Raw genomic sequence first — 20,103 nt, 5'->3', positions numbered from 1 at the left:
CTATTTACCGGTATGTCCGTAACCCCCTGCTCCTCGTGCAGTATCACTTAATTCTTCTACAGCCTCCCAGCTAATGGTCTCATGTTTTGCAATCACCATCTGAGCAATCCTGTCTCCATTATTTACAACAAAATCAGTATCAGAAAGATTGACCAGCAATACTTTTATTTCGCCTCTGTAATCTGCGTCAATTGTTCCCGGAGCATTCACAATACTGATTCCATGCTTATAAGCCAATCCGCTTCTAGGTCTGATCTGAGCTTCAAATCCTACCGGAAGTTCAATATATAAACCAGTTGGAATCAAAACACGCTGTAAAGGTTTAATTGTAATCTCATTTTCTGTAAAAGCGCGCATATCCATACCTGCGGCATGAGCGGTTTCATATTGCGGCAAATCATGCCCTGATTTATTGATGATATTTATTTTCATTTCCTAACTAATATACTTTTCAACTGATCTTTTTCAAAATAAAACACGCCCGCTGCAAAAGCCAGCAGCAAGGCATTGCCAATAATTATATTTCTGTTAAATACCCAGAATGACAAAATCACCAGCACCACCGACACCAGCAGATATATAACGATTTTCTTCAATTCATAAGGGATTGGGTAATATTTTTGCCCTAATACGTAAGATATGACCATCATTACAAAATAAGCCAGCATAGATACCCATGCGGAACCCATATAGCTGTATTTCGGAATAAGCACAAAGTTGAGCACTATCGTAATTACAGCACCTACAATTGAGATGTAGAGTCCAAACCTGGTCTGATCCGACAGCCTGTACCAAATCGACAGATTCATATAGATACCAAGGCAAACATAACCGAACAGCAGGTAAGGAACCGCTGGCAAGCCTACCCAATAATCGGCAATATGTTCTTTGTCCCTGCTGATAAAATGTTTTAAAATCTCAATATTCGCAATAAGTGCAACAAATAACAAAGCAAGAGCTACCACAAAATAATGCAGGATTACTGCATAGGTTTTTTTTGCATTTGCATTCTTCGCATAACTGAAAAAGAAAGGTTCAGCCCCAAGTCTAAATGCCGTAATAAAAATACTCATGAATATAGCAATCTTACATACTGCACCATATATACCTACCTGACCGTCTGCTATTTTTTCAGGAAGCAATTCGCTCAACACGATTTTATCCAGATTCTCGTTTACGATAAAAGAAAGATTGGCAACAAGTATTGGCCATGAATAAGTAAACATCTTGGCAAATAGTTCTCTGTCAAACTTTAACTGTAATTTCAGAAACTCAGGAATCAGCATTAAGAAGGTAACTAAACTCGCAACAAGGTTTGAAATGAAAACATAACCAACCCACTTTGGACGAAACCATGAGGCAAACCAATCAGCCATAGGCCAATCGTGCTTTATGATCGCCGGCACGACATAAATAAAGAAGAGGTTTAGCCCAACAAAACATCCAATGTTCAAAAACTTAACCAAACTGTATTTAAATGCCTTGTTTTCGGCTCTTAGTTTAGCGAAAGGGATGACACAAATGGCATCTACGAATAAAATTCCAATAAAATACTGAACATATTTACGGTAATCCGCAAGGTGCCCTGCCTCTGCAGATAAATAGGATGCAATTGGATTCACAAACACCAATCCCGTCAAAAGAAACAGCAACGAAATAAATGCGATACACAAAAACGAGTTGTTGTAAACCTCCTGCTTCTTGTCTTCATGCTTATTTAAATACCTGAAATAAGTACTTTCCATACCAAATGCCAGTACTGCATTAATCAATGACGCATAAGCATACAGTTTGGTGAAAATCCCAAAAACAGAGGTAGAATATGCCCTGGTAAATATCGGCGTTAAAATAAAATTAAACAGCCTTGAGAATACGGTACTCACACCATACACCGCCGTTTGTCCCAGGAATTTCTTTAATACTGACATCCTATTTCTTTAATATCACAAAATCCTTGAAGTGTTTCAATTCTTCACTCACCGTCACTTCACATCCTTCCACCTTTGCCCGGTCCGGGCCCTCATTACACCACTCTACGAAAGATTCCAGCACCCACTGTTCTGCTTCTACTTCTATATACACAGAACCATCAGCTTCATTCCTCACAAAACCCTTAACTCCCGCCTGATCCGCAAAATACTTGGTGGTCTCTCTAAAACCAACACCCTGCACTTTACCGGTAATTCTGATATTATTATGTACTATTTTCATTTAAAATCTATTCCTTAGCTTACAAATATAGGGATGTTAACTGTTTAAAATACGCATCCTTGCTTCCAAAAAACCCGCCCAGATTTCCTGCAATATCTCCGCTGCCGGCCTAACCTCCTTCAGCATTGCAGAAACCTGCCCAATCTCCAATTCACCCTCCTCCATATTTCCTTCAAACATACCTAATTTTGCCCGTGCACGTCCCAAAATATTCATTAGGGTTTGGGTATCCGCACCCTCCGCTTCGGCCTGGGCCACCGCATCTGCAAATTCATTTTTCAATAAACGGACCGGCACCAGTTTCTTCATCCTAAGCTTTGTATCGCCTTCCGATGCTTCAATAATTTTATGTTTAAAATTTGGATGGGCAGATGACTCTTCGGCTACTGCAAAAGCAGATCCTATCTGGACTGCATCTGCACCCAAAGCCATCGCAGCAAGCATGGCGGAACCACTGCTGATACCTCCGGCAGCAATCACAGGGATCTTCACCGCAGCACTTACCATCGGAATCAGGCACATCGTGGTCGTCTCCTCTCTTCCATTGTGACCACCTGCCTCAAATCCCTCTGCAACTATTGCATCCACCCCCGCTTCCTCTGCCTTCAATGCAAATTTCGTGTTGGCAATTACATGCACTACTGTAATCCCCTTGTCTTTCAAAAATCCCGTCCATGTAGCCGGGTTTCCCGCTGATGTGAAAACAATACGCACACCTTCTTGAACAATAATCTCCATGATCTCCTGAACATTCGGATAAAGTAAAGGCACATTTACACCAAAAGGCTTTGCTGTAGCCATCTTACATTTCTGAATATGTTCACGCAATACCTCCGGATACATCGAACCGGCGCCAATGATCCCTAATCCCCCGGCATTGGACACTGCCGAAGCCAGCCTCCAGCCACTGCACCAAACCATACCGGCCTGTATAATCGGATATTCAATTTCAAAAAGGGCAGTAATCTTATTGTTCATATCAGCAGATCTATATGCTAAAGTATATACTGTTAAATCAAATAACCAGTTAACTTTAAAATAACCGTTTCATTTTAAAATTCAGGACTGGTTGCCCATTTTTTTCTTTATAGCCCAGCAAATTTATACCAGGCCTTTTACCGGGTTCCAGGCTACCATAACGTTCAGTAATACCTAAAAAATCAGCTCCGTTCCAGGTTGCCCATTTGATCAGATCCCAGACTGGTATATCAAAATCATTTGCCAGCACCTCCATCTCAGCAAGTATACTGAGCTTTCTGTTACTCGCAAGACTGTCCGTACCCAAGGTAATCGTTACTCCTGCATCCTTTAACATATTTACATCAGGTAGCTGGTCTTCTATATACATATTGGCACGCGGACAAAGGCACCAGTATAAATTAGGATGAACAGCCTCTGCAAACTTCACGTCCTCCGCTGAAGTAAACGTATTGTGAACGAGCAAAGTCTTATTATCCGGCGACAACAATGGCAAGTAACTCTGAAGTGATGTTTTCCCTGAAGGTTTATAGAAATCGATATTCAGGCCCAAAAATTCATATAGGTCCAAAAATTTGCCGGTTTTATCCTCAAAAAAAGCATTCTCATCCGCAGTTTCCTGGTTGTGGATACTTACCAATGAAGCTTTGTCGACTGAATTTGCTTTAAGCGCTTCAAACAATGCCGAAGAAACAGAATATGGCGCATGAGGCACTATAGAAAGGGATAAGTCTTCGAATTTTTCTTCAAACTCCAGTGCCCGGTCCATCGACAATTTTGCTGTCGCCGGGTTAAAGCCCATCACCTCCAGAAAAGTATGGTAGTAAATAGGGCTCCCTTTTTTTATTGATGCTGAAATAGCCTGATTTGAAATGTCACCAACAGCCACAACGCCACCTTCAAACATCTCTACATCTGCCTTTAGCATATCTACCTCTATGCTATAGTCATCAGCACTGCGCGTTTTCATCACATTCTTCACAAAATCGACCAGCCCCTTCTTCCCTGCAATTTTGGCCTTCATGTGCGAAAGTTCCAGATGGCAATGGGTGTTTACAAAACCTGGGACCAAAATCCCGTCATAAGTAACAACATCCTTAATTTGCCTTTCTGCTGCTTCTTCTGGTGTAAATACTGCGGTAATCTGGCCATCTTCTTCTACTCCGATAACCCCGTTCTTTATCGGTCCGGAAGTTACAGGATAAACATATGATGCTGACAGGTAAGAAATCATAGATGCAAAGAAAATAAATATATTTGTATCTGATCATTAATATTGAACCCGATGAATCGCATAGACAGGCTTTTTGGAATACTGATTTTGCTGCAGAGCAAAAAATACATCACTGCAGATAAAATTGCAGACCAGTTTCAAATGAGTGTGCGTACGGTTTACCGGGACATAAAAGCGCTTATAGAACAAGGGGTACCGATCAGTTTTGAACAGCCTAAAGGGTATTTCATTGTACAGGGGTATTTCCTTCCTCCCGTTTCTTTTACTTCGGATGAGGCCAATGCCTTGCTAATCATGGAGCGCCTGGTTTCCCGCTTTGCGGATAAGTCCATCTTCACTAACTATACGACTGCACTCAATAAAGTAAAAGCTGTCTTGAAAAACAGCCAAAAGGAAAAGCTGGAACTACTCAATGAAAGCATTAAATTCCAGCTGCACCATGAAATGATGAATGACGAGTTTGACCACCTGGCAACATTACAGAATGCCATTTCGGGACAGTTCATCATTGAAATTGACTACCAGAATAACAAAGGTGAAACCAGTAAACGAGAAGTTGAAGCCATCGGACTTGTATTTTACGCGTTCAACTGGCACCTGATTGCCTGGTGTCACCTGCGTGAGGAGTACCGTGATTTCCGGGCTTCCAGAATTATCAAAATCAGGAATCATGGCATTCCTTTCCGAAAAAAAGATCATACGCCCCTAAATGATTATATGAAATTGATTCCGGTCAGCCACTAACTTAGTTCGTACCTGCTTATACCTGAGTGCACCATGACTGCACCATAAGTCCACGGTGAGTCCACCTTTTTCCAGAAAAAACGTGGACTCACCCTGCATTTATATTGTTTTCAATACGCACTCAGTACGACCTCTCTCCAAAGAGAGATAAGCCATATCCCAATACATTTATAAAAAAAATCAGGCGGTAAAATCAGACTGCCATAGGGCTGTCAGTGGGCCTCCGTTTCTTTGTTCTGTACAAACAAATAAAGATTATGAACAGAATTAAAATGTATCTGAAAGAACTGGAGCAAGAAGCAGTAACCACCCGCAAAATGTTAGCGCGTATTCCGTCTGACAAGTTCAGCTGGCAGCCTCACCCAAAAAGCATGACGATCAAGAGCCTGGCTACGCACATCGCAGAATTGCCTACCTGGGTAACCATGACCCTGACAACTGACGAACTTGATTTTGCTACAGCGCCCTACACTCCTAAGAATTTAAATACCACCGAAGAACTTTTAGCTTATTTTGAACAATCTCTGGCCGATGGAACAAGTTTGCTTACTGATGAATATGAAAGCGTCCTTGATAAACCATGGACTTTGAGAACAGGTGATCAAATTCATACCAAAGAACCTAAAGCAGACATCATTCGGATGAGCATCAATCAAATCATTCATCACCGGGCCCAATTGGGAGTTTATTTACGTTTACTGAACATTCCCATTCCAGGGAGTTATGGACCCAGTGCCGATGAAATGGGTCTTTAATATCGTCCTTTCTATTTTAAAGTGGGGTCATTTTGTACTGAGAATGACCTTACTTTCTTTATGATATCACTATGCTTTGAAATATTTTGATAGCATATATGGTTATAAATTGATTCCTTTGTAAAAAAGAAATCAATTTATAACTCCATTACCCATGTCTGATTCTACAACCCGGTTAAATAAATACATAAGTGAAAGCGGTCTATGCTCAAGAAGAGCAGCCGACAGGTACATCGAGCAAGGCAATGTATATATCAACGGAAAAAAGGCAAAGGTGGGCGATAAGGTATTCTTTGGGGATATTGTAACTGTAAACGGACAGACCATAGAACCTAAAGAAGTTGAGAATTCTATTTTAATTGCATACAACAAGCCTGTAGGCATCACCAGCACTACCGAAGCCGGAGTAAAAAGCAATATTGTTGATCATGTAAATCATAGTGAAAGGGTATTCCCAATCGGCCGTTTAGATAAAGATTCTCAGGGATTGATCTTCCTGACCAATAATGGGGACCTGGTTAATAAAATCCTCAGAGCAGGTAATAATCACGAAAAAGAATACATTGTCACGGTAAACAAGCCGGTAACAGAATCATTTCTGACAGGGATGGCCAAAGGTGTTCCTGTACTTGGGGTGATGACTAAAAAATGTAAAGTCACCAAGGAAGGTCCTTCTGTATTTAAAATCACCCTGATCCAGGGCTTGAACAGACAGATCAGACGTATGTGTGAGCACTTCGGTTTTGAAGTGGTTAAGCTGGAACGTGTACGCATCATGAATGTGAGCATCAAAGGAATTCCTCTGGGTGAATGGCGTGAACTGACTCCTGAAGAGCAAACTGATATCTACAACATGGTAGCGAAATCGAGTTCTGAGTCGGCCTCTGCAGCACCAAAAAGAGTAGTCAAAAAAGCCAAAGCTCCAAAAGAAGAGGATTTTATGGAGAACGTAACGCCAGGCAGATCTTCAGGCAGAGCATCGGGGCCTAAAGGTGCTGGTAAAAGTGCCGGATCAAGGGCTGCTGGCAAAAATGCTACGATTAGCCGTGCCGACCGCCCCGCCGGAGGAAAAGGTAAGTCTGCACCTAAACCAGCAGCAGGAGGAAGACCGGCAGGTGGGTCAAAAGCTGCTTCAGGTAACGGAGACTGGTTTAAAGCCGGTGGTCCAAGCAAAAGATCGGTAAGACCGGGCAACGGCAGATCTGGTGCACCAGGAGCAAAAGTGAAGAGTCCAAAACGCTAATTAGCTCACACTTAAGTCAGGAATATCAATCCTGCAACTAAATAATCTTTTTTTGGTAACTTTGCAGCGAAATGCTTCCTACAAAGAAAACCGATATCCGTTCGCTTGACCTGGCACAACTGCAACAGCACTTTACTGCCATGAAAGAACCTTCCTATAGAGCCAAACAGGTTTACCAGTGGCTTTGGGAAAAATCTGCCCGTAGTTTTGAAGAAATGAGTAACCTCTCCAAAGACCTGCGCGCCAAGCTGAATGAGAACTATTCCATCAATGTAGTGGAGGTAAATAATTCGCAGTTCAGTAATGACCATACAATAAAAAACACGTTCAGGCTTTATGACGGCAACATTGTAGAGGGGGTGCTGATTCCGATGGATGAGCGCATGACTGCCTGCGTAAGCTCTCAGGTAGGCTGCAGCCTGACCTGCAAGTTTTGTGCTACCGGTTATATGGACCGCAAACGGAACCTAAATGCAGATGAGATTTATGATCAGGTAGTCCTGATAGATCAGCAGGCAAAACTCAACTACAAAGCTCCCCTTACCAATATTGTATACATGGGCATGGGCGAACCTTTACTGAATTATGCCAATGTTTTGAAATCTATTGAGCGCATTACAGCTCCCGATGGACTGAATATGTCGTACAAACGCATTACTGTTTCTACAGCGGGCATTTCCAAGATGATCAAAAAACTTGGTGACGACGGCGTAAAATTCAATCTGGCGGTTTCCCTCCACGCTGCAAATGATAAAAAGCGCAATGAGATCATGCCGATCAACGAGCAGAATTCATTAAAGGCACTTGCTGAATCTTTAAAGTACTATTTCTCAAAAACAAAGAATCCAATCACCTACGAATACATTGTTTTCAATAATTTCAACGATGAAATTGAAGACGCAATGGAACTGGCCAAATTCTGTAAGCATGTGCCATGTAAAGTGAACCTGATTGAATACAACCCCATTCAATTCGCTGACTTTATCAATGCTGAAGGAGATAAAATTGATGCATTTTCAAACTACCTGAAAAGCCAGGGCATCAATACCAATATCAGAAGGAGCCGTGGTAAGGACATTGATGCCGCCTGCGGACAACTTGCTGTAAAAGACCAGAATTAGTTTCCTGTTTTCAACCACTCTGCTGATAAAATGGCGAAATTAGCGGGTGAAATTCTTCAATACCACCTTAATCCTGTTACAGGATCTTACAGGACTACTATTTCCTGAGCTATGCTGTGCCTGCAACACACCTTTGCACCGTGCTGAGGGCCGTATCTGTACCGCTTGTATACATAACCTTCCCTATACCGACCACCACAATTATAAAGACAATAAAGTAGCCAGGAAACTCTGGGGAAGGATTCCTTTCCATCATGCAATGGCATTATTGCATTTCAGAAAAGGCAACTCAGTTCAAAATCTGATACACCACCTAAAATATAAAGGAAAAAAGGATTTGGGAGTTAAATTGGGCACTATGCTGGCCGGACAACTAACAGGTAGCCCACATTACCAGGGAATAGATCTGATCATTCCTATCCCATTACACAAAAAGAAAGAAAAAGAGCGGGGCTATAATCAAAGTATGTGCATTGCCGAAGGACTATCTGCTGGACTGAATATCCCGGTTGCAAAAGGCTGTCTGATCAGAAAGATAGCCACCAGTTCTCAAACCAGGAAGAGCAGATACAAGAGATACGAGAATATGAGAGAAGTATTCGGCATTGCTGATCCGACTGTTTTGGCAGGAAAGCATGTTTTGCTGGTTGATGATGTGATCACAACAGGAGCAACAATAGAAGCATGTGCAATGGAATTATACAGACACGGGATTAGTAAGCTGAGTATTGCAGCCATCGCATTTGCAGATTGAATACTTTTCGATAAGTTTGTCTTTATGCGGATACCTCTGACACTCATCTTCCTGATCATCATAGCGCTTACAGGCTGCCGCAAGTCTGATGATATCACGACAGATAAAGACGCAAAACTGGTCTTCTCATCTGATACCGTATTATTTGATACCGTATTTACTACAGTTGGCTCTACCAACAAAAGGATAAAGGTTTATAACATTCATCACAAAGACATCAACATCAGCAATATCAGACTGAGTGGCGGCAATCATTCTCCATTCAGCTTGATCATCAACGGACAACCTGTAAATCAAAGGGACAATATTGAAATCGGCAGCAAGGACTCTATCAATATTTTCATCAAGGTATCGATCAATCCAAACAATCAGAGTCAGCCATTTATCGTCCAGGATTCTATCCTCTTTAACACAAACGGGAATGAACAAACAGTGCAGCTAATTGCCTATGGACAAAATGCAGTTTTCATAAACGGACAGGTGATTAGCAATAATACTACCTGGACAAGTACCTTGCCGTACATCATTTACAAATCTGTCACAGTTGCTCCCGACGTCACTTTAAATATACCAGCCGGAACTAAAGTGCTATTTCACAACGGAGCCGCGATGCTGGTACGTGGATCACTCAATGCACAGGGCAAGGTAACACAACCTATTTTATTTGCCGGCGACCGCATGGAAAACAGCTATGCTGAGGAACCGGGACAATGGATGGGCATTCATTTTTACAGCAGCAGTATCAATTCTAAAATCATCAACAGTACCATAAAAAATGCCATCATCGGCATCACGGCAGATTCTTTAAGCAAGAACGGAGGGCCGAAATTACTACTCAGCGGCAGTGTTGTAAAGAATATGAGTATAACTGCAATAGCCGGATACGGCACATCCGTTACCGCCTTCACCAACCTGTTCTTCAATTGCGGACAATACATACTTTATGGGATATCCGGCGGCAATTACAACATCAAGCAAAATACGTTTGGAGGTTATAATCCTTTAGTTGCCCGCAAAACGCCAGCTGTCTATCTGAGTGATCTCGGAAAAAACAGTCTATCCGGAAATTTAAAGGCAGTATTTATAAATAACATCATCTGGGGAAGCCTGACGGAGGAGTTTTTGATAGACAAAAAAACTACAAATACCATAGATACTGATATCAGAAATAACATCATCAGAACAAGTCTGCAGACCTACAGCGGTAATGATAATCAGTTGGATACCGATCCTGGTTTTGTCAACTCAGGCAAGTTTGAATTCGGATTATTAAACAACAGCGCAGCGCTGAAAAAAGGGGCAGATTTAACTGCCGACCCATATTTCAACCTTTACTTAAATAAGGATTTAAATGGCCTGCTGCGAAATCAGCCACCCACGTTAGGGTGTTATGAAAAGTAATTTCTAAAAAAAGTATACCTGCGCAAAACATTTTTAATATAAGCTCGTTTATATTGATGAGAGCGTTAATTTAGATGGTAAGGGTCGATATTTTCTTAAAAGAGATATCGGCCCTTTACTTTTTATCAGCATTTTTATTCAGCCATTTTAAGTCTTTTCAATTGTAAATAAAGGCATTACAAAAATTATCTTATCGATTTACAAAAATAAAGCAGGATTATTTTGCCAATTCAAATATTTTTCTTTCCTTTGTTCCGAGAGCGTTAATTTAAGGGTCGATACTTCCACTCTCGTGGGACATCGGCCCTTTATCATTTAAAAATTTTCCAAGCAAAAAACGCTTTAAACACCCTAAAATCCCATAAAATTTATTGATTGCTATACTACTAAGAAAAGTAGGCTGTGATGATATTTCTAATCTCTTCTGGTTTAAAAGGTTTTAGAATATGTCCATTCATTCCCGAAGCTTTAAATTTGCTGTTTTCATCCTGCAGAGTCGAGGCCGTTAAAGCAATAATCGGAACCGACTTAAAATAATGTCCTGGTAATCCCCTGATGATACCGGTAGTTTCAAAACCATCTATACCCGGCATCTTAATATCCATAAAAATCAGGTCATAGGTATTTTTCATTACTTTCTCAATAGCCTCGTGTCCGCTGGCCGCAAAATCCAGTACAAATCCCCACTTGCCCAGTACACGGCCTGCGATCAGTATGTTGATCTCATTGTCGTCCACTACCAGTATCTTTTTGCCGTTAAAAATGTCTGCGTTGTCAACTACTCTGTGCGCAGCATCTGCGACTGCCACCTTATGAAAATTGATTACAAAGGAAAATGTAGTGCCTTTGCCTTCCTCACTACGCACCTGGATATCCGAATTGTATAATTTTAAAAGCTTTTTGGTGATTGCCAGGCCAAGCCCGGTGCCACCATATTTTCTTGAAATATCCGTTTTTGCCTGGGTGAAGGTCTCAAAAATATAAGATTGTTTATCCTGTGGAATGCCAATTCCGGTATCACTAACTTCAAAATACACAGGAATGTATTTTTCACAAGGCACTTTGGCCAGCCCAACCTTAAGGGTAATCTCTCCATGATCGGTAAACTTAATTGCATTGCCAAGTAAATTCATCAAAACCTGGTACAGCCTTGTCTTATCGCCCATTATGGTTTCCGGAACATCGTCATCAAAATCCAGTCTAAGCCTGTTTTCTTTAATAGCAGCGTTTACCTGTAATGAATTTACGATATCACCCGTTAAAGCTTTTATGCTGAACGGAATAGATTCAAGCACCATATTACCGGTTTCGATCTTTGTAAAATCAAGAATGTCATTGATGATATTGAGCAGGTTTTCGGAAGAGAACTTAAGAATATTAAGATCATCTATCTGGGATGCTTTAGGATCATTGTCCAGCAGCAGATGCGTCATCCCTATTACCGCATTGAGCGGGGTCCTGATCTCGTGGCTCATTACCGAAAGAAACATTTCCTTTGCCTCACTCAATTGCAAAGCCTGTTCCTTAGAAGCAATCAGCTCCTGTTCTATCTGCTTGCGCTGGGTGATGTCGGTAATCAAATCGATCTGTCTTTCCAGCTCTCCCTTTTCATTGACAATAGGTGTATTCGAAACTGACAACCATACGTGACTTCCTTCCTTTGTAGTTGCTTTTACCTCTATTGAATAGGACTCGTTATTCTGAGCTTTATTCCTGGAAGCCTCTATAATAGCATGTTCGGATGCATCCTTAGACAAGATATCACCGAGCTTTTTACCCTGCAATTCTGAAAGGGTATATCCTGTTAGCTTTTCCAGTGAATGGTTTACCCAGGTAGTATTGCCATAACTGTTAGAAATGTTAACACTGGTATTGGTCTTGCTCGCTACAAGCGAAAGCACCTGAAGTTCTTCTTCTACCTTCTTTTTATCAGTGATATCAATGATGATCTCCACTTCCATCTCAAGACTGCCTTTTTCATTCAATACAACTGTATTGTATACAGACAGCCAGATGGGTTTCTTATCTTTTCTATAAGCAAGAAGATCTACTGTAAAGGATTGATTTTGTTTAGACAGCTGTCTCGCCCTTTCAAGCAGTTCAGCATCTGTCTTCGGTCCTGCTATAAGATCGCCGAGCCGTTTGCCTTTCAAATCCTCAAGCGTAAAACCAGTGATTTTTTCGAATGCGGCATTGACCCAGGTTACACGATTATTGGAATCACTGAGCACTACGCCGCTGTCAATTTTACTGGCCACAAACGATAGTTTCATCAGGTCCTCTTCTACCCTCTTGCTGTCTGTAATATCTCTTCCATAAGCATACCATCTGCCATTTTTGGCTACCATAGTCCAGCTTAGCCAACGGATGACACCTGTCTTGCTAACGATCCTAAAGTCTACATTGAACTGCTTCTGCTTATTTCTGAGACCATCTTCAATGTATTTTACAACCCTGTTGATGTCCTCCTTATTACAAAAATTCCATATGCTTAGCCCCGTGGCCTCCTCTGCTGTATATTCGAGTATGGTGGTTACTGCATCATTGATGAACAATATGTTGCCATAATAATCAAGGATACAATGGATCTCGGGAGATACGGTGGAAATATTCAGAAGGTCTTCGAAGCGCTGTGTTTTGGCTGCTAATTCCGCACTCTTTTCCTTTAGTGTAATATGAGTAATGATTTCCCGGGAAAGTGTTTTTAGCCCTTCCTTCTGATCATTTGTGAGTTGCCTGGGCACAACATCAAAGACGCCAATTGCACCAAGCTTATGTCCATGCTCATCAATCAATGGCGCGCCGGCATAAAATCTGGCATGAGGACTACCAATTACCCCGGGGTGGTCCTTAAAACGCTCGTCTTTTGAGATGTCAGGTATTTCAAGTACATCGTCTCCAAGTATGGTAAACCAGCTGAATGACTGTTCAGGTAAGATCTCCTGCTCCTGAGTTCCTGTAATGGATTTAAAAAAGAGCCGGTCCTCATCAACCATTGTGATTAAGGCGATGGGCGTATTACAGATTAAAGTTGCAAGTTTGGTAATGTTATCGAACTCGTTTTCTTTAGGCGTGTCCAATATACCATATCTGTGCAAAGCTTTAATACGCTCATCCTCATTGGTTGATGAATTCCTGCTCTCTGATGACATTTATTTTTTAGTAAACCCTGTTTATTTATATAATGGGAAACGGTTTACCAGTTCAATTACCTGCTGTTTCACTTGTTTCAAATTCTCTTCATCTTCAGCATTGGTAATTACCTGGTCAATTAGATCAACAATGGTTTCCATTTCCGTCTCTTTAAAACCTCTGCTGGTTATAGCTGCTGTACCCACACGGATACCTGAAGTTACGAAAGGTGACTTGTCATCAAAAGGAACCATATTTTTATTTACAGTAATATCTGCTTTTTCCAGTGCATTTTCTGCAAGTTTTCCTGTGATGTTTTTATTGCGGAGATCGATCAGCATCAGGTGGTTATCTGTACCTCCTGAAATGATGCCATAACCTTTGGCAACAAATGCTTTGGCCATTGCCTGTGCATTGGCTTTAACTTGTGTAATGTAGGTCAGGTATTCATCACTCAAAGCTTCTCCGAAAGCGATTGCCTTTGCAGCAATGATGTGCTCCAGAGGACCACCCTGAGTACCAGGGAAAACTGCCATATCTAATACTGATGACATCATTCTGGTTTCTCCTTTAGGAGTTTTTAATCCGAACGGGTTTTCAAAATCTTTACCCATCATGATCATACCGCCACGTGGACCGCGAAGGGTTTTGTGGGTAGTTGTAGTCACAATATGGCAATGAGGAAGCGGGTTATTCAATAATCCCCTTGCAATCATACCTGCCGGGTGAGAAATATCTGCAAGCACCAATGCACCTATTTTATCAGCTACACTGCGGATAAAAGCATAATCCCACTCTCTTGAATAAGCAGAGGCACCGCAAATGATTAATTTCGGACGCTCTGCCAATGCTACTTCTTCAAGTTTTGCATAGTCAATTAATCCATCTTCTTTTTTTACTCCGTAAAACAACGGGTGATACAGTTTTCCTGAAAAGTTAACCGGAGATCCGTGAGTTAAATGACCACCATGCGAAAGGTCGAAACCTAATATTTTGTCACCAGGCTGAATCACTGCCAGCATCACTGCTGCATTTGCCTGTGCTCCTGAATGCGGCTGTACATTCACCCATGCTGCGCCAAAAAGTTGCTTTGCACGCTCAATAGCAATGGTTTCCACCTCATCAACTACCTGGCATCCGCCATAATACCTCTTGCCCGGAAGGCCTTCAGCATATTTGTTAGTTAAACAAGAACCTGCAGCTTCCATTACCTGCTTGCTTACAAAATTTTCTGAAGCTATCAGTTCTAGTCCATTTTCCTGACGGTCCAATTCCCTGTCAATCAAATCAAAAATTAAAGTATCTCTAGTCATTTATCGAAGTATATTTTTGTAAAATTAACGATTTTCCTTCTTAGTTTGGTAACAAAATACCTTACTTTGTACTTCTATTCGATAAATCACTGCATGGAAGACATTAACGGTCCATTACTTACAAACATCAACTATCCTGCTGATTTAAAGCAGTATAAGGAACAAGACCTGGAGCAAATCTGTAAAGAACTGCGTCAGTACATCATTGATGTTGTGAGTGTAAATGGCGGACATTTTGCGGCTAGTCTCGGTGTTGTTGAGCTCACAGTAGCACTTCACTACGCATTAAATACACCTTATGACAAACTGGTATGGGATGTTGGCCACCAGGCGTACGGACATAAAATACTTACCGGACGTAAATCCGTTTTCCATACAAACAGGATATTAAACGGAATCAGCGGGTTCCCAAAAATCAGTGAAAGTGAATACGACACCTTTGGTGTAGGACACTCTTCCACATCTATTTCAGCTGCATTGGGCATGGCCGTGGCTTCCCATTACAAAGGAGAAACCGATCGTCAGCACGTCGCAGTAATTGGCGATGGCGCTATGACAGCCGGACTGGCTTTTGAAGGGTTAAACCATGCCGGAATTGAGAATTCAAACCTCCTGGTAATCCTGAATGACAATTGCATGTCCATCGACCCTAATGTTGGTGCGCTGAAAGAGTATCTCACAAACATTACCACCTCAAAATCTTATAACCGCTTTAGGGATGATATCTCTAACGTATTGATCAAACTTTCTGAGCTTGGACCCAATGCGCATAAGTTCGTAAAGAAGATTGAGAAGAGCATTAAGGGCACTTTATTGAAGCAAAGCAACCTTTTCGAAGCTTTAAACTTCAGGTATTTTGGTCCGGTTGATGGTCATGATGTAGTACGTCTTGCCCAGGTAATTAAAGACCTGAAAGATATCCCCGGACCTAAACTGCTGCATTGTGTAACGGTAAAAGGCAAGGGCTTTGCGCTGGCAGAGAAAGACCAGACCAAATGGCATGCCCCCGGTTTATTTGATAAAATAACAGGTGAAATCAAGAAATCTCCTGTAGATAAGCCCCAACCACCTAAATACCAGGATGTTTTCGGACATACTCTTGTAGAATTGGCTGAAGCTAACAAAAAGATTGTGGGTGTAACGCCGGCAATGCCATCTGGTTCGTCCATGAACATCATGATGAAGGCAATGCCAAACCGTGCTTTTGATGTAGGTATCGCTGAACAGCATGCTGTTACTTTTTCCGCCGGACTGGCAACGCAGGGGCTTGTTCCATTTTGCAATATTTACTCTAGCTTCATGCAAAGGGCATATGATCAGGTGATCCACGATGTAGCGATACAAAACTTAAATGTTGTTTTTTGTCTTGACCGCGCAGGTCTGGCAGGAGCAGATGGTGCTACTCACCATGGCGCCTACGACCTGGCCTACATGCGCAGTATCCCCAATATGAAAGTTGCGGCGCCGATGAATGAGGAAGAACTCAGGAATCTGATGTTCACTGCACAGACGGAAAATATGGGGCCCTTTTCTATTCGCTACCCAAGAGGTAATGGGGTATTGGTAGACTGGAAACGTCCTTTGAAAGCCGTTGAAATTGGCAAAGGCAGGAAAATATGTGACGGGGAAGATGTGGCCATAGTGACCATCGGTCATGTCGGTAATTTTGCTGTAGAGGCTTGCAAGGAACTAAACAGCGAAGGCATACACCCGGCTCATTACGACCTGAGATTTGTAAAACCTCTTGATGAGGCGCTGTTACATGATGTATTTACCCGTTACAAGAATGTCATCACAGTCGAAGATGGCTGCTTGCAGGGCGGTATGGGCAGTGCGGTATTGGAATTCATGGCAGATCACAAATATAATGCTCAGGTAATTCGTTTAGGTATTCCTGATGAATTTGTAGAACATGGTGAACAAGCTGAACTCTGGAACCTTTGCGGCTATGATACCAATGCAATTATTGCCACGATCAAAAAAATAGCTGTAGGAAGAACTACTGCGACTATTGCTTCATAACGACTTAAATTATTAAAACAGGCTGTGCGAAATATACCTTTCGGACAGCCCCCTTTTCTTTTACAGCTACCTGCGAGTTAATATTCAAGAATCTTAAATTCTGTTCTCCGGTTAGCCTGATGTTCGGCAGCCGAACATTTCACACCATTTGCGCAACGGTTAAGCAACATCGTCTCACCATAGCCTTTCGCAACCATCCTGTCGCGCGCAATGCCACGTGAAACCAGGTAATTTACTACAGACCTCGCCCTGCGCTGAGAAAGGTCAAGATTGTAGATATCGACGCCGCGTGAATCTGTATGACTGCCCAACTCAATGCTAAGCGTCGGATTATCCCGCATCGTACGCACCAGTTCATTCAATATTTTTGCTGCATCAGCACGAATATTGTCCTTATCAAAATCATAGTGAATGTTTTCAAGGGCAAGGATCTTTCCTTTCTCAAATAACGGGTTCAGGTATAAAGATACGTGCAGGGTATCCGATTTTTCAATACCTCTGGTGCTAACCTTTGCTGAATCCGCATAGAAACCGGTCTTAGATGCCAAAACACTATAGTCAGAAGCCCTATCCAATTCAAAGAAAAAAGTACCGTCGCTTTGGCTGCTCTGTTTTGCCACAATGGTCCTGCCCCCGCTATATAAAGTTACCATAGCATCTGGAAGTTTTTCGCTGGTCTTTTTATTATAGGTTATTCCGGACAATGCCAGGACTATCCGTGGTTTCACATAACTGTAAGAATAAATGTCATCATTCCCTTTCCCTCCTTTTCTGTTGGAAGAAAGATAGCCTGAAGTATAACTTTCACTAGCAATAAATGCAAAGTCATCTCCTGCCGAATTCACAGGATACCTTAGGTTCTGTGGTTTGCCCCATTGAGCAGCTTTCCCTTTTGAGCTAAAAATATCGAGTCCCCCCATTCCAGGCAGACCATTTGTTGAATAGAACAATGTGCCGTCCGCACTTACAGAAGGAAACATCTCATTATCTGGCGTATTGATTAGATTTCCAGCATTTACCGGAGTTCCCCACTTGCCATCAGCACCAAGTTCGGCATACCAAATATCAGTCCCCCCCTGTCCGCCTGGCATATCCGAGACAAAATAAAGTATCTTTTCATCTGGGGATAAAGATGCATGACCGACAGAGTATTTTTTTACATCATTATAGGCAAAAGCTTCAGGCTTTGACCATTTACCATTCACCTTTTTCTGAATATATAATTCCAGTTTATTGGTTTTGTACTTATTGTTGTTTTCCTTGCTCAGTTCCCCATTTTTTCCGGGATATGTTCTGGTGATGAACAATGCATCGCCTGCTTTATTGCCAACGACAGGGCCCACGTGGTAAGTTTCACTATTGATATCATTTCCCGCAACCGCAGCTGAAGAAAGCGTATTGTCTGAAGCATGGCCGGCTGTATAAACCTTAAGAAAAGAATTGCCGGTCCAGCCATAGGTTTTACTTAAAATGCTTTCATCAGGCTCTGCGGTATAATAGATCTTATCGCCGATTGGAAAAGCAGAGAACTCTGCATTGGCGGTATTTATAGTAGCTTCATTTTTTAAGCTGTGTGATGTTGGATGCGCCATCCAGACCTGAGCTGAATCACATCCGGAAATATCATTCGCCACACGCTTCAGATCTCCTGTTTTTGCGGCATAATCCTGAAGCATCTTTTTCGCCTGATCATACCTGGAATTGGCTTTTAGCACTTCGCCATAATACAACAGGTTTTCAGGTTTGCTTTCCGGCACAGCGACTACCCGCGAATACCAATTCTCCGCATCCTCATAATTGTTCATCTTTCGGTAACACTCCGCCAGTCGTTCCATATCCTGGAGCCTTGCCCTCTTATTGTCTGTAAGTTTCAGATAGATTTTTGAGGCATTTGCATATTTATATTCCCGGTACAATTGATCAGCCCGCTCACGTAATCCCGACTGTTCCTGGGCCATAGCATTTAGACAAAAACAGGCCATTAAGCAGGCAAATGAAAGAGTGTAAAGTTTTTTCATTCTATGAGCGGATTTAAATTCACTTTAAGTTACTAAAAGAACTGCAATATTATTTATTTTTATCCATGTTTAAACTTTTATCAGCAGTATTCATTTTATTGACAGCGGCTTTTGCAACTAAAGCACAAGAAGAACCAAAAAACAGCATAGAATTTAGTCCACAGATTTCTGTAGGAGTTTTTACAGCACAGCACAAACTGACCGGAAGGGCCTACGGCGGAGAATTGCTTTACCACATCAATACCGAAAACAAACCATCAGCATGGATGAAAACCATGCACCTCAAGAGCATAGATGTCGTATTCAATTATAAGAATATGAGCAATATTAAAATAGACGGGGACACTAAAGATGGTCTTTTCGGAGATTCATACGCCTTATTAGGCGGACTAAACATTTCCTTATTAAAAGCAGGTAAAACAGAATTGTTATTTTCTCCTGCTTTTGGACTGGGCTATGCCGGAGAAACGTTTTTCACCAATCAAAATCCGCTTATAGGCAGTCATATTAATTTTACTTCAAGGGCATCATTAAAAGTGACAACGGCCCTTACTCCTGCTACACAATTATCCGCCGGAATCGATGTACTCCACTACTCCAATGCAGCATTTAGGGTTCCTAATAATGGAATCAACTCCTCAAGTGTGAGCCTTGGCATCATACAATCTCTAAATACACCTGTCAGACCTTCCGGAAATGCCAATGCTACAGCAGAAAGCTATAGGAAACACAGTATAGATATTGGAATCAATATGGGAAGAAGAGGTGTATACCAAAGTAAAGATGGTTATTTCAGAACAGGTCTCTACAGTGGATACAACTACCGCTTAAACTCTATTCTGGCACTGAGCACCGGTGTTGATGCGGTATATTACCATTCTGTTTTTGATCCTTCTAATTTTAACCACACTTACCAGTCCTACGCCACTTCCTATGACCATTGGCGTGTCGGAATGGCCCTGGGGCCTGATATATGGATGGGAAAACTAGCGCTCATGGTAAAATATGGCTATTATTTACACTACAATAGTTACCGCGACAACCATACCTACTGGACAGCCGGTATGAAGTACAATGTGCTCGACTGGGCAGCAATACAGGCCAAAATCTACGTGCATAAAACAGAAGCAGATTTTGTTGGGTTCGGATTTATGTTTACACCGCGTTTGTAGCAGCG

At 41.8% G+C, this 20,103-nt stretch carries 16 protein-coding genes; 8 read left to right on the top strand and 8 right to left on the bottom strand.

Going from position 1 to position 20,103, the window contains the following annotated elements:
* Genes dut through R2Q78_RS08945 form a run of 5 tightly spaced genes read right to left on the bottom strand, consistent with a single transcriptional unit; the run spans window position 1 to window position 4,423 of the window.
* Window positions 1–432, bottom strand: a complete 432-nt coding sequence (gene dut, locus R2Q78_RS08965) for a dUTP diphosphatase (protein ID WP_316790968.1) — start codon at window positions 430–432, stop codon at window positions 1–3.
* Window positions 429–1,928, bottom strand: a complete 1,500-nt coding sequence (locus R2Q78_RS08960; protein ID WP_316790967.1) for a lipopolysaccharide biosynthesis protein — start codon at window positions 1,926–1,928, stop codon at window positions 429–431. The genes dut and R2Q78_RS08960 overlap by 4 nt, the downstream gene beginning before the upstream one ends.
* Before the next feature lies 1 nt (window position 1,929).
* Entirely contained in the window at window positions 1,930–2,211 is a 282-nt protein-coding gene (locus tag R2Q78_RS08955) for an acylphosphatase (RefSeq protein WP_316790965.1), read from the bottom strand.
* 36 nt (window positions 2,212–2,247) lie between these two features.
* Window positions 2,248–3,189 carry an NAD(P)H-dependent flavin oxidoreductase gene (locus tag R2Q78_RS08950; protein ID WP_316790963.1) on the bottom strand — a complete coding sequence of 314 codons (942 nt, stop codon included), beginning with the start codon at window positions 3,187–3,189 and terminating at the stop codon, window positions 2,248–2,250.
* Window positions 3,190–3,244: 55 nt separating this feature from the next.
* Window positions 3,245–4,423, bottom strand: coding sequence for an amidohydrolase family protein (locus R2Q78_RS08945; protein ID WP_316790961.1), 1,179 nt, complete (start codon window positions 4,421–4,423; stop codon window positions 3,245–3,247).
* A 51-nt stretch (window positions 4,424–4,474) separates the two neighbouring features.
* On the opposite strand from R2Q78_RS08945, the gene R2Q78_RS08940 reads away from it, so the two are divergent.
* From R2Q78_RS08940 to R2Q78_RS08915, 6 genes are all read left to right on the top strand, one after another.
* Entirely contained in the window at window positions 4,475–5,167 is a 693-nt protein-coding gene (locus R2Q78_RS08940; RefSeq protein ID WP_316790959.1) for a YafY family protein, read from the top strand.
* A gap of 257 nt (window positions 5,168–5,424) precedes the next feature.
* The gene (locus R2Q78_RS08935; protein ID WP_316790957.1) at window positions 5,425–5,922 is read left to right on the top strand and encodes a DinB family protein; all 498 of its coding nucleotides are present in this window, start codon (window positions 5,425–5,427) and stop codon (window positions 5,920–5,922) included.
* Window positions 5,923–6,076: 154 nt separating this feature from the next.
* Window positions 6,077–7,165 (top strand): 23S rRNA pseudouridine(2604) synthase RluF, encoded by a 1,089-nt coding sequence (gene rluF, locus R2Q78_RS08930; RefSeq protein WP_316790955.1) that lies wholly within the window; start codon window positions 6,077–6,079, stop codon window positions 7,163–7,165.
* Between the two features lie 71 nt (window positions 7,166–7,236).
* On the top strand, window positions 7,237–8,286 hold the full coding sequence (gene rlmN, locus R2Q78_RS08925) for a 23S rRNA (adenine(2503)-C(2))-methyltransferase RlmN (protein WP_316790954.1): 1,050 nt from the start codon (window positions 7,237–7,239) through the stop codon (window positions 8,284–8,286).
* Between the two features lie 46 nt (window positions 8,287–8,332).
* Window positions 8,333–9,040, top strand: coding sequence for a ComF family protein (locus R2Q78_RS08920; RefSeq protein ID WP_316790952.1), 708 nt, complete (start codon window positions 8,333–8,335; stop codon window positions 9,038–9,040).
* Between the two features lie 24 nt (window positions 9,041–9,064).
* On the top strand, window positions 9,065–10,441 hold the full coding sequence (locus tag R2Q78_RS08915; protein ID WP_316790951.1) for a hypothetical protein: 1,377 nt from the start codon (window positions 9,065–9,067) through the stop codon (window positions 10,439–10,441).
* A gap of 386 nt (window positions 10,442–10,827) precedes the next feature.
* On the opposite strand, the gene R2Q78_RS08910 is transcribed toward R2Q78_RS08915, so the two are convergent.
* On the bottom strand, window positions 10,828–13,593 hold the full coding sequence (locus R2Q78_RS08910; protein ID WP_316790950.1) for a PAS domain S-box protein: 2,766 nt from the start codon (window positions 13,591–13,593) through the stop codon (window positions 10,828–10,830).
* A gap of 21 nt (window positions 13,594–13,614) precedes the next feature.
* Window positions 13,615–14,886 (bottom strand): serine hydroxymethyltransferase, encoded by a 1,272-nt coding sequence (gene glyA, locus R2Q78_RS08905; RefSeq protein ID WP_316790948.1) that lies wholly within the window; start codon window positions 14,884–14,886, stop codon window positions 13,615–13,617.
* A 93-nt stretch (window positions 14,887–14,979) separates the two neighbouring features.
* Here glyA and dxs point away from each other — a divergent pair, with 93 nt between their 5' ends.
* On the top strand, window positions 14,980–16,908 hold the full coding sequence (dxs, locus tag R2Q78_RS08900; RefSeq protein WP_316790945.1) for a 1-deoxy-D-xylulose-5-phosphate synthase: 1,929 nt from the start codon (window positions 14,980–14,982) through the stop codon (window positions 16,906–16,908).
* A 77-nt stretch (window positions 16,909–16,985) separates the two neighbouring features.
* On the opposite strand, the gene R2Q78_RS08895 is transcribed toward dxs, so the two are convergent.
* The gene (locus R2Q78_RS08895; RefSeq protein ID WP_316790943.1) at window positions 16,986–18,926 is read right to left on the bottom strand and encodes an OmpA family protein; all 1,941 of its coding nucleotides are present in this window, start codon (window positions 18,924–18,926) and stop codon (window positions 16,986–16,988) included.
* Window positions 18,927–18,991: 65 nt separating this feature from the next.
* Here R2Q78_RS08895 and R2Q78_RS08890 point away from each other — a divergent pair, with 65 nt between their 5' ends.
* Window positions 18,992–20,098 (top strand): acyloxyacyl hydrolase, encoded by a 1,107-nt coding sequence (locus tag R2Q78_RS08890; RefSeq protein ID WP_316790941.1) that lies wholly within the window; start codon window positions 18,992–18,994, stop codon window positions 20,096–20,098.
* Window positions 20,099–20,103: the final 5 nt, after the last annotated feature.

The sequence above is a fragment of the Pedobacter frigoris genome, from assembly GCF_032678645.1.
Taxonomy (GTDB): domain Bacteria; phylum Bacteroidota; class Bacteroidia; order Sphingobacteriales; family Sphingobacteriaceae; genus Pedobacter; species Pedobacter frigoris_A.
Note: the sequence above shows the minus strand (reverse complement) of the source record. Positions and strands in the feature narration are given on the sequence as shown.

Excerpts from the sequence above, each read along its gene's own strand:
- rluF (WP_316790955.1), top strand. The coding sequence starts at position 6,077 with ATGTCTGATTCTACAACCCGGTTAAATAAATACATAAGTGAAAGCGGT.
- R2Q78_RS08895 (WP_316790943.1), bottom strand. The coding sequence starts at position 18,926 with ATGAAAAAACTTTACACTCTTTCATTTGCCTGCTTAATGGCCTGTTTT.
- R2Q78_RS08950 (WP_316790963.1), bottom strand. The coding sequence starts at position 3,189 with ATGAACAATAAGATTACTGCCCTTTTTGAAATTGAATATCCGATTATA.
- R2Q78_RS08890 (WP_316790941.1), top strand. The coding sequence starts at position 18,992 with ATGTTTAAACTTTTATCAGCAGTATTCATTTTATTGACAGCGGCTTTT.
- R2Q78_RS08910 (WP_316790950.1), bottom strand. The coding sequence starts at position 13,593 with ATGTCATCAGAGAGCAGGAATTCATCAACCAATGAGGATGAGCGTATT.
- R2Q78_RS08915 (WP_316790951.1), top strand. The coding sequence starts at position 9,065 with ATGCGGATACCTCTGACACTCATCTTCCTGATCATCATAGCGCTTACA.
- rlmN (WP_316790954.1), top strand. The coding sequence starts at position 7,237 with ATGCTTCCTACAAAGAAAACCGATATCCGTTCGCTTGACCTGGCACAA.
- R2Q78_RS08960 (WP_316790967.1), bottom strand. The coding sequence starts at position 1,928 with ATGTCAGTATTAAAGAAATTCCTGGGACAAACGGCGGTGTATGGTGTG.
- dxs (WP_316790945.1), top strand. The coding sequence starts at position 14,980 with ATGGAAGACATTAACGGTCCATTACTTACAAACATCAACTATCCTGCT.
- R2Q78_RS08955 (WP_316790965.1), bottom strand. The coding sequence starts at position 2,211 with ATGAAAATAGTACATAATAATATCAGAATTACCGGTAAAGTGCAGGGT.
- glyA (WP_316790948.1), bottom strand. The coding sequence starts at position 14,886 with ATGACTAGAGATACTTTAATTTTTGATTTGATTGACAGGGAATTGGAC.
- R2Q78_RS08940 (WP_316790959.1), top strand. The coding sequence starts at position 4,475 with ATGAATCGCATAGACAGGCTTTTTGGAATACTGATTTTGCTGCAGAGC.
- R2Q78_RS08935 (WP_316790957.1), top strand. The coding sequence starts at position 5,425 with ATGAACAGAATTAAAATGTATCTGAAAGAACTGGAGCAAGAAGCAGTA.
- dut (WP_316790968.1), bottom strand. The coding sequence starts at position 432 with ATGAAAATAAATATCATCAATAAATCAGGGCATGATTTGCCGCAATAT.
- R2Q78_RS08945 (WP_316790961.1), bottom strand. The coding sequence starts at position 4,423 with ATGATTTCTTACCTGTCAGCATCATATGTTTATCCTGTAACTTCCGGA.